Below are 12,855 nucleotides of genomic sequence, written 5' to 3'. Positions count from 1 at the left end.
ACCCAATAGACAGACAGAAACGAAGACGGAGGAGTAACACCATGCGATGGATGACCAAGACCCTGCTGGGCGGCATGGCCGCACTGGCGATGTGCCTGGGCGGCGCCGCAAGCGCCGCCGACAACTGGCCGCAGAAGCCGATCACGCTGATCGTGCCTTGGGCTGCCGGCGGCTCGACCGATATCCTGGCGCGCGTGCTGTCGGAACACCTGACCCGCTCACTCGGCCAGCCGGTGATCGTCGACAACAAGCCCGGCGCCTCCGGCAATATCGGCTCGGCCATGGTGGCGCGTGCCAGGCCCGATGGCTACACGCTGCTGGTCGGTTCGATGAGCACCCACGCGATGAACCCGGCGCTGATGCCGAACATGCCGTTCCGCGGCGTGGAGGACTTCACGCCGCTGGGCCTGCTGGCTTATGTGACCAACACGATGGTGGTGCACCCGTCCGTGCCGGCGAACAATGTCAAGGAGCTGATCGCCTACGCCAAGGCCAATCCGGGCAAGCTGGCGTATGCCAGCGCCGGGCCCGGCTCAACCAATCACCTGAGCGCGGTGCTGTTCGAGAAGATGGCCGGCGTGCAGATGCTGCACGTGCCGTACAAGGGCGGTGCGCCCGCGGTGGTCGATACCGTCGCGGGCCAGACCCAGCTGCTGTTCTCGGCGGGCACCCAGACGCTGCCGCACGTGAAGGGCGGCAAACTGCGGCTGCTCGCCGTTACCGAGAGCAAACGCTCGCCATTGCTGCCCAATGTGCCGACCGTGGCCGAAACCGTGCCCGGCTATGAACTGGCGGTCTGGTACGGTGCCTTCGGCCCAAAAGGCATGCCGGCAGAGCTGGCCGCGCGCCTGAACCGCGAGATCAACGCGGTGATGTCGCTGCCCGAGGTCAAGTCCAAGATGAACGCCATCGGCGTCGAGACCGCGACCTCCACGCCGCAGCAGTTCGGCACCATCCTGCAGCGCGATGCCGACCGCTACGGCAAGCTGATCCGCGAACTCGGCATCAAGGGGGAATGACATGAGCCTGCTGCGCACCGCCTCGCTGGTGGCCGCGGCCAATGGGCTGTGCGACCAGCTGCAGCAGGCCCGCGATCCCGGTGCCGCGTTCGACGCGATCGGCGCCGCCACCCTGCAGGCGCTGGGCCCCGGCCTGCTGACCATCAACGCCTGGCATGCCGGGCCGGCCCAGATCGAACGGCTGTGGTCGTCCCACCCAACCGCTTATCCGGTCGGCGGCCGCAAGCAGAAGGGCGACAGTCCGTGGCGGCGCCAGTTGCTCGAGCGCGGAGAAACCTTTGTCGGCGAGGGCGATGCCGCGCTGGCGGCGGTGTTCGATGACGTGCAGGTCATCCGCGCGCTTGGCTGCACGGCGGTGGTCAATGTGCCGCTGTGCTGGCAGTCGCGCGTGATCGGGACCTTCAACTATCTGGCGGATCGCTCCGCATGGTCGCCGGCGGAGGTGGCAGCGTTGCGTGTGCTGGCGGCGCTGTCCGGTTCCGCCGTACGGGACTGCCTGGAGGCGCGGGCATGAACGCGGCCATCTGATCGCCTTCAGAGCTGCCGTGCCGCCTCATCGAGCAGGGCGCCGGATGACAGCATGTCGCCACGGGCGAAGCGCACCAGCGCAAAGGATCGCACCAGCGGCGGATCCCCCGGGACGCGTGCGGTAAGAAGCTCGATCTCGTGCGCCGGCGCCGTGCTTTCCGGTGCCAGCAGCACGTTCATTGCGCTGAGCCGCAGGTGTCTAGGCTCAATGGACAGGAAGGCGCGCGCGTTCGTCAATACCTCGGCCAGGCATTCAAGCTGGCGTTCAAGCGCCCCGGCATCCTTGCCGAGTTGCGCCAGTTCCCGGTCGTTCTGCGCGACCTGTTCGCGTAGCTTGGCCTGCTCGCCGGGTCCGCCGTCGCCATCGCCATCGCCGCCGAGCACCGAGCGCATGCCGGTGCCTTGCCGCTCGAGCAGGCGCAGGCGCGCCACGAGCAGCGCCTGCTCGCGCTCGAGCACGTTGCGGCGCGACTTGCCGGCTGCGACGCGGGCCAGGCTCTCCATGGCCAACTGGTCGAACAGCCGCCGCACGATTTCCTCGCGCAGGGCCGCCTCGGTGCAGGCAATGATCCTGACCTTGTGATCGCTGAAACTGATCACGGTCTGGGGCACGTCCGAGCGCATGACATCGCCTTCCAGCGCCACACCTAGCGTGCGCCGCTCGGCCATTGCCATGCCGAGCACAGCGTAGGCCAGCGCCGAATCGGGCGACTGCGCAAAGAACTCGCGCAATTCGGGAGACCGGCTGAATCCCAGTTCCACGTCATGGGGCGTGCCGAAAAAGGCGTGAATATAAGGGTCGCTGGCCCAGGCTTCCTTGCTGGCGTCGCGCGGGGCGGGAAGGTCCTGGACCAGTCCCCGCACATAGTCCAGTGCCTGTTCCAGCGCGGGCCGGACCCGCTGTTGGTAGCGTGGCAACAGCCGCAGGCGCGGACTGAGACGGGTCACGCGTTCCGTCAGTTCGGCAATCTCCCGCGATTCGCGTGCGGGGACCTGCGTTTTGCGCCGGCGCATCCACCCCAGGAAGCCCATCAGCATGCTCCTGCATTGTCCCGCCCATGCCGCTCGCGCGGTCTGGTGCCGGTGGTCCGGTTGGCCAACACGTCGTGGCAGCCGCGGGTACCCCTCCGTTGGCAGGGGGTCATGCGGCGATGCCGTGCCTTGCTTGCCTGCCTGTTCAATCTATGATTCATTGACGCAGTGCGCCAGGAATTTGATGACGATGCGTACGCACGGCTCTGGTTTTTCACGCATCAATGTGCGCCGGCCGATCCGTCCCGGCATATCGTCGGGCAGACCGGTGCGGCAGCGGTTGCGCAACGCCAAGGAGAAGGCCATGAGTTCAATGATGCTGGTGAATATCGAGGCGGGAACCACCGATGACGAAATCCGCGACTTTCTGGTGCGCTACGGACTGCCGGCATTCGACGACATCAGCCGCGTGGAGGGCGATGGCTCGCGGCCGGCCGTGACGCTGCATTTCAATGAAGTCGATGCCGGCACGTTGCGCGGACTGGTGCCGCGTATCAACCATATTTTCTGGAAGCAGCGCAAGGTCGACGCCATGGTGCTGGCCGAGCGCTTCGAGTAGGGGGGCGCCATGGCCATTCGCTGCCGGCGCTTAGCCGCTGCCGCCGGGCTCGCCGCGGCCGTGTCGGCGTGGCCGGCCTGGGGCTACTTTGACCACTACCTGTCCGGCACCATCGTCGGCACGCTGGGCCAGGCCCAATTGAATTCCGCATGGGGCGTCTTTGGCAAGACCCTGGACCAGTCCGCCGACGGCGCAAGCGTTGCGTTCAGCTTGCCGGCCGACCAGCGGCACCGCGCGGTGGAAGGATCGTTCACGCCGTTGCAGACGCGCACGGATCGCGGCGACGCCTGTCGCCAGGTGCGCAGCGAATTCCGTCGCGCCGGGCAGTCGGAATCGTGGACCGGGTGGTATTGCAAGGAGCAGGGCGGCTGGAAGTCGCGCAAGCTGCCGGACTAGCGCTGGCCCGGGCCCGCCCCGGGGCGCGCGTGGCTAGTACCGTTCCTCCACGTAGCGGTATGGGTAGTTCGGCTCGCGGTAGCCGCCGGCTTTCTGCCTGGCAGGCAGCTTGACCGCCTTGCGCGGGATCTGCTCGTACGGGATCTGCGCCAGCAAGTGTGTGATGAGGTTCAGCCGGGCGCGCCGCTTGTCATTGGAATTGGCCACGTGCCACGGCGCGTAGTCGGTATCGGTGGCGGCAAACATGGCGTCGCGCGCGCGCGAATAGTCGTACCAGCGGCTGTACGAGCGCAGGTCCATGTCGGTTAGCTTCCACAGCTTGCGCCCGTCGTGGATGCGCGCCTGTAGCCGTCGCGTCTGCTCCTCCTGGCTGACCTCGAGCCAGTACTTGATCAGGATGATGCCGGAATTCACGATGGCGCGCTCGACCAGTGGCACGGCGCGCAGGAATTCCTCGGCCTGGGTTTCGGTGCAGAACCCCATCACGCGCTCGACGCCGGCGCGGTTGTACCAGCTGCGGTCGAAGATCACGACCTCACCGGCCGCGGGCAGGTGGGGCAGATAGCGTTGTACATACATCTGGGTCTTTTCGCGCTCGGTAGGCGCGGGCAGGGCGACCACGCGGAACACGCGCGGGCTGACGCGCTCCGTGAGCGCCTTGATGGTGCCGCCCTTGCCGGCACCATCGCGCCCTTCGAACACGATGCACACCTTGATGCCGCGCGCCTGCACCCACTGTTGCAGCTTGACCAGCTCGACATGCAGCGCAAACAGCTGCTTGCGGTATTGCTTCTCGGACAGCCGCCCGCTCTGCTTGCCTGGCTCGGCAGGCTCCTCCGTGGCTTCGTTCCCGCCGGTCGCGGTGTTGTCCCTATCGGTATCGCGCAACGGCTCGTCGATGTCGTGCTTGTCGTGGTGCTTGCCCTTGCCCTTGCCTTTGGCCATGGTTTTTCCTCCGCCTTGCAATGCCACTTTCTGTTTCCGCCATGCCGCCGCGCGCGTGGTCATCCGGCGCGGGATGGCGGATCGTTTTCGCAATGGAAGCCAGGCGTCAACGGAATCTGACGCGAAACAATTTTATGTACAAATTTCCGGTAATGGCGGTGCGCGCCGTAAATCGGTTGAAATCCCATAAATGTCGTACTACCTTCATATCGCGTATTCAGCATGAACGCGCGCGTCAATCGGCGCGCATCGGCAGCCCGCACCCATCGCATTCGAAAACGGCATGCGCCGCGCGCCCATGCCGCACAAGCGCCGCACCCGGTCGCGAGGAGGGAATATGGCCTTTCTGGTGAAACGGCTGCTTGGTTCCGGCCGGGCATGGCTGCTGGCGGCGCTGATGGCCGTGGCAGCCGGCGCCAGCGCGCAGGGCGCGCCGGCCGGCGGCCAGGGACAGACCCCTGCCTTCAAGCCCGAGGAGATCGAGGCGCTGGTCGCGCCGATCGCGCTGTATCCCGACTCGGTGCTGTCGCAGGTGCTGATGGCCTCCACCTATCCGCTGGAGATCGTTCACGCTGCGCGCTGGCTCAAGGCCAATCCCGGCATGAAGGGCGATGCCGCGGTCAAGGCGGTGGCCGACCAGCCATGGGATGTCAGCGTGAAGTCCCTGGTGGCGTTTCCGCAGGCACTCGAGCCCATGAACGACAAGCTCGACTGGACCCAGAAGCTGGGCGATGCCTTCCTGGCGCAGGAAAAGGACGTGCTTGCCGCGGTGCAGCGCCTGCGCGCGCGGGCGCAGCAATCTGGCAACCTCAAGAGCACCGAGCAGCAGAAGGTCATCGTCGAGCCCGCCACCAGCAGCGCCACCGGCACGCAGAGCGTGGTGCGCATCGAGCCGGCCGACCCGCAGGTGATCTACGTGCCGGCCTACAACCCCACGGTGGTCTACGGCGCCTGGAGCTATCCGGCCTACCCGCCGTATTACTGGCCGCCGTATCCCGCCTACTATCCGGGCGCGGCGCTGGCCACCGGCCTGGCCTGGGGCGTCGGGCTGGCCGCGGCCGGCGCCATCTTCGGCAATTGCAACTGGGGCGGGGGCGACGTGAATATCAACGTCAACCGCGCCACCAATATCGACCGCAATTTCGACCGCACCAAGGTGCAGTCCGGCGGACGCTGGCAGCACGACGCCAGCCACCGCCAGGGCGTGGCCTACCGGGACAACGCCACGCGCGAGAAATTCTCGCGCGATGTGCCGGGCGCGGACCGCCGCAATGATTTTCGGGGCCGCGAAGGCGGAGCCGGCGGCCGCGGCGAGGTCGCCGATCGTGGTCAGCGCGATCGCACCGGCGGGCTCGACCGTACTGGCGGCGGCGAGCGCGCGGCCTTGTCGGATCGTCCCGGCGGTGGCGACCGGGGCGGCGCGTCCGACCGCGCCGGCGTCTCCGACCGCGCCGGCGTCTCCGACCGCGCAGGGGCTTCCGACCGCTCCCGCGGCGGCGGGGCCGGAGGCGGGCGCGACAACGCCTTCCAGGGCGTGGGCGGTGGCGCTGCTGCGCAGCGCGACTTCGACCGCGGCCGGTCCAGCATGCAGTCAGCCGGCGGGCACCGTGGCGGCGGCGGCTTTGGCGGCGGTGGTGGCGGCCGCGGCGGCGGCTTTGGCGGCGGTGGCGGTGGCCGCGGCGGCAGGCGCTAAGTGCAGGGAGCCTCGATCATGACCTCACCTCTCGCGCTTGCCTTGCGCCATCCGGTCCGGTATTTGGCCTGGCTGCCCGGCCTGTTCCTCGTGCTCGCCATGGCGTACGGGCCGGCGGCGCGCGCGCAGAAGCCCTTCGATTCGGCCGAGGCAGCGATGAACGCCTTCGGCGACGCGGTTGCCCGCCAGGACGACACTGCCATGAAAGCGCTGCTGGGCAATGATTTCCGCCAGCTGATCCCGCCTGTGGGCGCAGAAGTCCGGCAACGCTTCCTGGAGCAATGGCAGGTCGCGCACGCGCTCCAGCCGGTCGACGACAGCCACGCCCTCATCGCCGTGGGCAACGACGGCTGGACCCTGCCGGTGCCACTGGTAAAAGGCACCCGGGGCTGGCAGTTCGATACCCGCGCCGGGGTCGAGGAGATGCGCATCCGCCGCGTCGGGCGCAATGAACTGGCGGTGATGCAGACCATGCTGGCGATCTACGATGCCCAGAACGAATATGCCCAGACCGACCACGACGGCGACGGCGTGCTGGTCTATGCGGGTCAGCTGGCGAGCACCGCCGGCAAGAAGGATGGCCTGTACTACCCGACTCGGGACGGCGAACCGCCCAGCCCGCTGGGTGCAGCTTTCCTCACCGCCGGCAAGGGCAAGGCCGGGCAGGGCTACTATGGCTACCACTACAAGCTGCTGACCGCGCAGGGCCCGCATGCGCCGGGCGGCGCGTACAACTATGTGGTCAACGGCAAGCTCTTCGGCGGGTTTGCGGTGCTGGCCTGGCCGGTGAAGTATGGCGATACCGGCGTGCAGAGCTTTATGGTCAGCCACGACGGCCAGCTCTTCGAGCGCGACCTCGGGCCCGACAGCGCGGCCCAGGCCGCGAAGATCCGGTCGTTCGACCCCGGTCCCGGCTGGAGCCGGGTGACGCCATGACGGGCGCTACAAGGGGGGCCATGCAGCGCGCCATCAAGCGCGCGGACGCTGTGCCGGGTATCGTGGCCGCGGCTGGCGTGGTGCTGTGGCTGTCGGCGTGCGCATACCCTTACCCGGTCGAGCCGGTGGCGATGGTGCCAACCACCTACTCCGGCTCGCAGCCCACGCGCTACGACCGCGCCTTTGACGCCGCGGCCGGCGCCCTGCGCGACCAGGGCGTCGCGATCCGGGTGCAGGACGCAACGGCCGGCACCATCGCCGGCAGCCGCAACAACCGGCCGGTGTCGGCAAGCGTGCGGCGCCAGGCCGACGGCACGGTGCGGGTCCAGTTCGACGGCGGCGACCCTGATGACCCGGGCCTGATGCAGCGCATCTCGCGCAGCTATGACGCGCGCATGGGGCGCTGAGCCGGCCTGCCTTGCCACGCCAGCGCGCGCGCAGCCCGCGGCGCGGCTACGTGCAGTTGGCGCGGTAGGCTTCCTGCAGCGACTTGCGGGACTTGTCGCGCTCGATCTTGGGAATCGTGCGTCCCTGGGCTGTCTGCGTGGCCGGGCCGGAAGACTGGTAGGAGCGCTGTTTCGAGGTGGCGTTGTACTGCGCTTTCAGCGATTCGCATTTGGCCCGCCTGGCCTCGTCCGGGTCTTCGCTGGCGGCAGCCGGCGGGCGGTAGGGGCTGGCGCCGCCCTGCACGGCCTCGGCGATGGCGCCGGCGGCATCCGGCGCCGAGCCCTGCTGTGCGCTTGCGGCGGTGCAGCCCAGCGCCAGCAGCGCCATGGCCATGCATTGTCTGGAGATCCGCATGAAAGCCCCCGGTTGCGATCGGCAATGCCGCATAGCGGTGCCGCGGGCCGCGAGCACCATTGCCCGATCGTCCGGCCCGACAACCATGATATCTGCCAAGGCGTGGATTGCCAGTGCCTTGTTGCCGGCGCACGCGCAGCAACCTGCAGCGTCCCCTGGTCCGGCACGGCCCTGACAAGCATCCAGCGCCTGTAGTCCGCGCACGCGGTAGCCCGCCTTAACCCAGGACAGCCCCCATGCAGACTGAACCGCTTACCCCGCATGGCGAGCGCAGCGCACCGCGCGTGCCCGGCTGGTGGCGCTGGCTGCCCGGCCTGACCATGCTCAGGACCTACCAGGCCGCCTGGTTGCCGCGCGACCTGGCGGCCGGCCTGGTGCTGACCACCATGCTCGTGCCGGTCGGCATTGCCTATGCCGAGGCCTCGGGCGTGCCCGGCGTGTACGGGCTGTACGCCACGGTCGTGCCATTGCTGGTCTATGCCGTGTTCGGTCCCAGCCGGGTCCTGGTGCTGGGGCCGGATTCGGCGCTGGCGGCGCCGATCCTCGCCGTGGTGATCCAGGTCTCCGCTGGCGATCCCGCGCGCGCGATCGCCGCGGCCAGCATGATGGCGGTGGTCTCGGGCATGGTCTGCATCGTGATGGGGCTGCTGCGGCTGGGATTTATCACCGAGCTGCTGTCCAAGCCGATCCGCTACGGCTACATGAATGGCATCGCGCTGACGGTGCTGGTCAGCCAGTTGCCCAAGCTGTTCGCCATCTCGATCGACGAGGGCGGGCCGCTGCGCGAGATCCTGGCGCTGGGCCGGGCCATCCTGGACGGCCAGACCAACTGGTACAGCTTTGCAGTCGGCGCCGGCAGCCTGGTGCTGATCCTGCTGCTCAAGCGCTTTGAGCGGGTGCCCGGCATTCTGATCGCGGTGGTCCTGGCCACCATCGCGGTAAGCGTCTTCGGCCTGGACCGGGCCGGCGTGAAGGTGCTCGGCCCGATCCCGCAGGGCCTGCCGCAACTGGCGCTGCCGTGGTTCAGCGGCGCCGACGTGGTCAAGATCGTGCTGGGCGGCTGCGCCGTGGCGCTGATTGCGTTCGCGGATACCAGCGTGCTGTCGCGCACCTATGCGGCGCGCTACCAGAGCCGGGTCGACCCGAACCAGGAGATGGTGGGCCTGGGCGCCGCCAACCTGGCGGCGGGCTTCTTCCAGGGCTTCCCGATCAGCAGCAGCGCCTCGCGCACGCCGGTGGCGGAGGCCGCCGGGGCGAAGACGCAGCTGACCGGCGTGGTCGGCGCGCTGGCCGTGGCGGTACTGCTGCTGGTGGCGCCCAACCTGCTGCAGTACCTGCCCAGCAGCGCGCTGGCGGCAGTGGTGATTGCCGCCGCGCTCGGTCTGTTCGAGTTTGCGGATCTCAGGCGCATCTATCGCATCCAGCAATGGGAGTTCTGGCTGTCCATGGTGTGCTTTGCCGCGGTGGCGGTGTTTGGCGCGATACCGGGCATCTGCCTGGCCGTGGTGATCGCCGTGCTCGAGTTCCTGTGGGATGGCTGGCGCCCGCATTTTGCCGTGCTCGGCCGTGTCGAAGGGCTGCGTGGCTACCATGACGTGCAACGCTATCCGCATGCGAAACGCATCGACGGCCTGCTGCTGTTCCGCTGGGATGCGCCGCTCTTCTTTGCCAATGCCGAGCTGTTCCAGGAGCGGCTCATGGAGGCGGTGGAGGACTCGCCCACGCCGGTGCGCCGCGTGGTGGTGGCCGCCGAGCCCGTCACCAGCGTGGACGTGACCTCGGCCGACATGCTGCGCGAACTGATCCGGACGCTGCACGCGCGGGGGATCGCGGTGCACCTGGCCGAGATGAAGGATCCGGTGCGCGACAAGCTGAAGCGCTTCGAGCTGCTGGAGCTGATCGGCGAGAAGAACTTCCACGCCACCGTCGGCGGCGCGGTGGATGACTACGTCGGCAAGGGCAGGGCGCCTGCGCCCGGCGCGGGGTGAGCCGCGGCGGTTCGGCAACGACGTGCGCGCTTTTTCCGGGGGGCTTCGCGCATCAGGGGTGGGAGGGTTTGTCGGGCCTCGGCCTTGCGGCCGGCGCTCGAGTCCTCAGCCAGCCGCCAGCGTGGCGCGCCGTTTGGCACGTGCCAGCGCCTGGTGCATGGTCTGGAGCAGCACCTCGGGTGGCCGCGCACCCGACACGCTGTGCGTGCCGTTGAACATGAAACAGGGAACGCCGAGACCGGCGCGCGCCGGCGGGTCGAGTGGGCCGTGCACCGATGGCAGCCAGTCCAGGTCGTGCCCGCCGGTGCTGTCGGCATGCTCTGGCAAGGCGATGCCGCACGACGCCGCGGCCTGCCGCAGCAACTGCGGGTCACCGATGTTCTCGGCGCGAATGAAGTAGCGCTGGAACAGTTCTTCGATCAGCAAGCCAGCCACGCCGGCGCCCGCCTGCTGGCGCGCATGGCGCACCAGCCGATGGGCCAGCAGCGTGTTCGGGAAGGTTTCGATGCGCTCCAGCGCCAGCGTCAGGCCGGCATCCTTTGCCGCGGCACGCACCTGCGCCTGGCGCATCGCCACGGCCTCCGCGCTGCCCAGCCGCGCCAGGTAGAACTGGCGGTACGGAAGGCCGGCAGGCGGGGTCGTGGGGATCAGCGGGTAAGAACGCCACGCCACCTGCACGGCGACGTCCGGGCGCTCGCGGCCAAGCCAGTCGATGGCGGTTTCCAGGTGCCTTTTGCCGATCAGGCACCAGGGGCAGATCAGGTCGAAATAGGCCTCGATCGAAAGCGTCGCCGGTTGGTCCGGGGCAAACGACTGGCGCCTGGAACCGTTGTCGGGGTGTGGGGAATTGTCGGGGCATTGCATGCGTTGGCTCCTGATCATGTTATCGGTGCGCGCGCCTGCCGGGTATCCGGCGGCGCGGTCCGGCGGCTTTTGTTGCCGTCTGCGGTGAGCACGGAGTTTGGTCCAGTGGGGCCAGGAAATTTTGACGATACGGGACGATCAATTGACATTTCGTGACAGGCAGGGAAAACACGATGTCAGGCGGGCCCCTGGCAGCTTGCGCGTTCGCGGAAGGCAGCCGCAGAATGCGCCGACCTCTTTCCTGCGGCATGCATTGCCGGCGCGCTAGCGTGAACGCCCTGTCTCCTACCGTCCCCATCTCCGTCGTCAACGGCTTTCTTAGCGGCGCCGACCCCATGGCGATCGCGCGGCTGGCGCAGCGCTCCGGCATTGCGGCCGAACTGCTGGCGGAGCCGGCGGCGCGCGTGACGCAAGAGCAGTTCGCCACGTTGTACCGGCTGCTCGCGCACGAACACGACGATGAAATGCCGGGCATCTTCAGCCGCCCGCTGCGCAATGGCACGCTCAAATACCTGTGCCTGAGCTTGCTGGATGCGCCAAGGCTGGAAGTGGCGCTGCACCGGTTCGGGCAGTTCTTCCACCTGATCCTCGACGATTTCCGCGTCGAGTCGCGGCGCGATGGGGCTTCGGGCTATGTCGAGCTGATGGAGTATCCGGCGTCGCCCGCCGTGAGCATGCTGGGCCGCGAGCTGATGCTGAAGCTGGTGCATGGCGTCACGTCGTGGCTGGTTCGAAAAGAGATTCCGCTGCAGGCGGTGGAACTGCCATCCGGCCGGCCGCCGCTGGCCAGCGACCATCTCTACCTGTTTCCCGGTCCGGTGCATTTCGGCTGCCAGCGGACCCGCATGGTCTTTGACGCGGCTTACCTCGATATGCCGGTGCGCCAACGCAAGCCGGACCTGGAGAAATTCCTGGCGCGCGCCCCCGAGGACTGGATCTTTGTCTCGTTCGCCGAGCAGATGACCTGTCATCGCGTGCGCCAGTACGTGGCCGACCGCCTGCCGGATCCGCCCACGATCGAGGCCGCGGCGCTGGCGCTGCATTGTTCGGTGCGCACGCTGTGCCGCCGCCTTGCCGCGGAAGGCACCACATTCCAGGCCATCAAGGACGATGTCCGGCGCGATATCGCCATCCAGCGCCTGACGCGCTCGGCGGATCCGATCGCGGCCATTGCCTTCGACGTGGGCTTCGACAATCCCACCGCGTTCCATCGTGCCTTTCGCCACTGGACCGGCAGCACGCCGAACGCCTACCGCCGCGCGCCGTAGCCGCGTATCGCAGCCCGCCAATGTGCCCGGCAATGACGGCCGGCGACTGGCCGTTCACGCCACCACGGGCGCCTTCGCGTGCGCATGGCGCGGCTGCCGCGGCACATGCGTGCAAAGCGGCAGGTTTTGTCAGCGATTGGGCCGGTTTTGGTAGCCGCCCCGGCGCGCGTCGCCACTACGATGCGGGCATCAGATCCGCGCGGGCCAACGCGCGGCACCGAATCAAGCGAGGAGACTTATGGCAATCGAAGGCTACAGCATGGCAACGCTCTGCGCGTTCGTCGGCAAGGAACTCGGCGTGTCCGAGTGGATGGAAGTGGACCAGGCGCGCATCGACGCGTTCGCGGAATGCACCGAGGACCGCCAGTGGATCCATGTCGATGTCGAGCGCGCCCGCAAGGAAAGTCCGTTCGGCGGCACCATCGCCCATGGCTACCTGACGCTGTCGCTGCTGGCGGGAAAGCTGACCGGCATGGGCGTGGTGCCGGGCGACGCGCGCGCCGCGGTGAACTACGGCCTGGACAAGACCCGCTTCCTGGCGCCGGTCAGGGCGGGCGGGCGCGTGCGCAACCGCGTCAGGCTGTTGTCCGTCGATGACAAGGGCGACGGCCGCGTGCTGTTGCGCATGGAGAACACGATGGAAGTCGAGGGTGAAGCCAGGCCGGCAATGGTGGCGGAAGCCCTCGCGCTTGTCATGGCATGAAACGGGACACGACACGGGTACAGGGCAGAAACAAGGCAGAGGCAGGAGCAGCAACATGACAACCGCAACCAGGGCGCGCGAACCGGCCAGCAAGGCCGGCAGGAACAGGCAGGCCGCGACGGT

The 12,855-nt window shown here is 68.2% G+C and carries 15 protein-coding genes; 10 read left to right on the top strand and 5 right to left on the bottom strand.

Translation table 11 applies throughout. From position 1 onward, the window contains the following. Positions 1-50: 50 nt before the first annotated feature. Together MKD38_RS04000 and MKD38_RS03995 are read left to right on the top strand one after the other, a co-directional pair. Positions 51-1,019 (top strand): Bug family tripartite tricarboxylate transporter substrate binding protein, encoded by a 969-nt coding sequence (locus MKD38_RS04000; protein WP_371925643.1) that lies wholly within the window; start codon positions 51-53, stop codon positions 1,017-1,019. 1 nt (position 1,020) lies between these two features. Next, on the top strand, positions 1,021-1,533 hold the full coding sequence (locus MKD38_RS03995; RefSeq protein WP_252674766.1) for a GAF domain-containing protein: 513 nt from the start codon (positions 1,021-1,023) through the stop codon (positions 1,531-1,533). Positions 1,534-1,553: 20 nt separating this feature from the next. On the opposite strand, the gene MKD38_RS03990 is transcribed toward MKD38_RS03995, so the two are convergent. Then, positions 1,554-2,579, bottom strand: coding sequence for a hypothetical protein (locus tag MKD38_RS03990; protein ID WP_252674765.1), 1,026 nt, complete (start codon positions 2,577-2,579; stop codon positions 1,554-1,556). A gap of 150 nt (positions 2,580-2,729) precedes the next feature. Beyond that, positions 2,730-2,885 carry a hypothetical protein gene (locus tag MKD38_RS03985; protein ID WP_181461127.1) on the bottom strand — a complete coding sequence of 52 codons (156 nt, stop codon included), beginning with the start codon at positions 2,883-2,885 and terminating at the stop codon, positions 2,730-2,732. Between MKD38_RS03985 and MKD38_RS03980 the strand changes: the two genes are divergently transcribed. Beyond that, positions 2,884-3,138: a cytochrome c-type biogenesis protein gene (locus MKD38_RS03980; protein WP_252674764.1), complete on the top strand. Its 255-nt coding sequence runs from the start codon at positions 2,884-2,886 to the stop codon at positions 3,136-3,138. The two genes, MKD38_RS03985 and MKD38_RS03980, sit on opposite strands and share 2 nt — an antisense overlap. Positions 3,139-3,147: 9 nt before the next feature. After that, positions 3,148-3,534 (top strand): hypothetical protein, encoded by a 387-nt coding sequence (locus MKD38_RS03975; RefSeq protein WP_252674763.1) that lies wholly within the window; start codon positions 3,148-3,150, stop codon positions 3,532-3,534. Positions 3,535-3,567: 33 nt separating this feature from the next. On the opposite strand, the gene ppk2 is transcribed toward MKD38_RS03975, so the two are convergent. Continuing rightward, the gene (gene ppk2 / locus MKD38_RS03970) at positions 3,568-4,479 is read right to left on the bottom strand and encodes a polyphosphate kinase 2 (protein WP_252674762.1); all 912 of its coding nucleotides are present in this window, start codon (positions 4,477-4,479) and stop codon (positions 3,568-3,570) included. A 337-nt stretch (positions 4,480-4,816) separates the two neighbouring features. On the opposite strand from ppk2, the gene MKD38_RS03965 reads away from it, so the two are divergent. From MKD38_RS03965 to MKD38_RS03955, 3 genes are read left to right on the top strand one after another with little or no spacing between them, the layout of a single operon-like run. Continuing rightward, positions 4,817-6,172 (top strand): DUF3300 domain-containing protein, encoded by a 1,356-nt coding sequence (locus tag MKD38_RS03965; RefSeq protein WP_252674761.1) that lies wholly within the window; start codon positions 4,817-4,819, stop codon positions 6,170-6,172. Positions 6,173-6,190: 18 nt separating this feature from the next. Beyond that, the gene (locus tag MKD38_RS03960; protein ID WP_252674760.1) at positions 6,191-7,108 is read left to right on the top strand and encodes a DUF2950 domain-containing protein; all 918 of its coding nucleotides are present in this window, start codon (positions 6,191-6,193) and stop codon (positions 7,106-7,108) included. Between the two features lie 20 nt (positions 7,109-7,128). Continuing rightward, the gene (locus MKD38_RS03955) at positions 7,129-7,515 is read left to right on the top strand and encodes a hypothetical protein (RefSeq protein WP_252674759.1); all 387 of its coding nucleotides are present in this window, start codon (positions 7,129-7,131) and stop codon (positions 7,513-7,515) included. A 46-nt stretch (positions 7,516-7,561) separates the two neighbouring features. On the opposite strand, the gene MKD38_RS03950 is transcribed toward MKD38_RS03955, so the two are convergent. Next, the gene (locus MKD38_RS03950; RefSeq protein WP_252674758.1) at positions 7,562-7,909 is read right to left on the bottom strand and encodes a hypothetical protein; all 348 of its coding nucleotides are present in this window, start codon (positions 7,907-7,909) and stop codon (positions 7,562-7,564) included. Between the two features lie 236 nt (positions 7,910-8,145). On the opposite strand from MKD38_RS03950, the gene MKD38_RS03945 reads away from it, so the two are divergent. Continuing rightward, on the top strand, positions 8,146-9,897 hold the full coding sequence (locus MKD38_RS03945) for a SulP family inorganic anion transporter (protein ID WP_252674757.1): 1,752 nt from the start codon (positions 8,146-8,148) through the stop codon (positions 9,895-9,897). 105 nt (positions 9,898-10,002) lie between these two features. Here MKD38_RS03945 and MKD38_RS03940 read toward each other — a convergent pair whose 3' ends face one another. Next, entirely contained in the window at positions 10,003-10,761 is a 759-nt protein-coding gene (locus MKD38_RS03940) for a DsbA family oxidoreductase (RefSeq protein ID WP_252674756.1), read from the bottom strand. Between the two features lie 248 nt (positions 10,762-11,009). Here MKD38_RS03940 and MKD38_RS03935 point away from each other — a divergent pair, with 248 nt between their 5' ends. Beyond that, positions 11,010-12,029 (top strand): AraC family transcriptional regulator, encoded by a 1,020-nt coding sequence (locus MKD38_RS03935; RefSeq protein ID WP_252675323.1) that lies wholly within the window; start codon positions 11,010-11,012, stop codon positions 12,027-12,029. A gap of 238 nt (positions 12,030-12,267) precedes the next feature. Next, entirely contained in the window at positions 12,268-12,732 is a 465-nt protein-coding gene (locus MKD38_RS03930) for a MaoC family dehydratase (protein ID WP_252674755.1), read from the top strand. Positions 12,733-12,855 lie beyond the last annotated feature (123 nt).

This window comes from Cupriavidus sp. WGlv3, assembly GCF_023952475.1.
GTDB classification, from domain to species: Bacteria; Pseudomonadota; Gammaproteobacteria; order Burkholderiales; family Burkholderiaceae; genus Cupriavidus; species Cupriavidus phytorum.
Note: the sequence above shows the minus strand (reverse complement) of the source record. Positions and strands in the feature narration are given on the sequence as shown.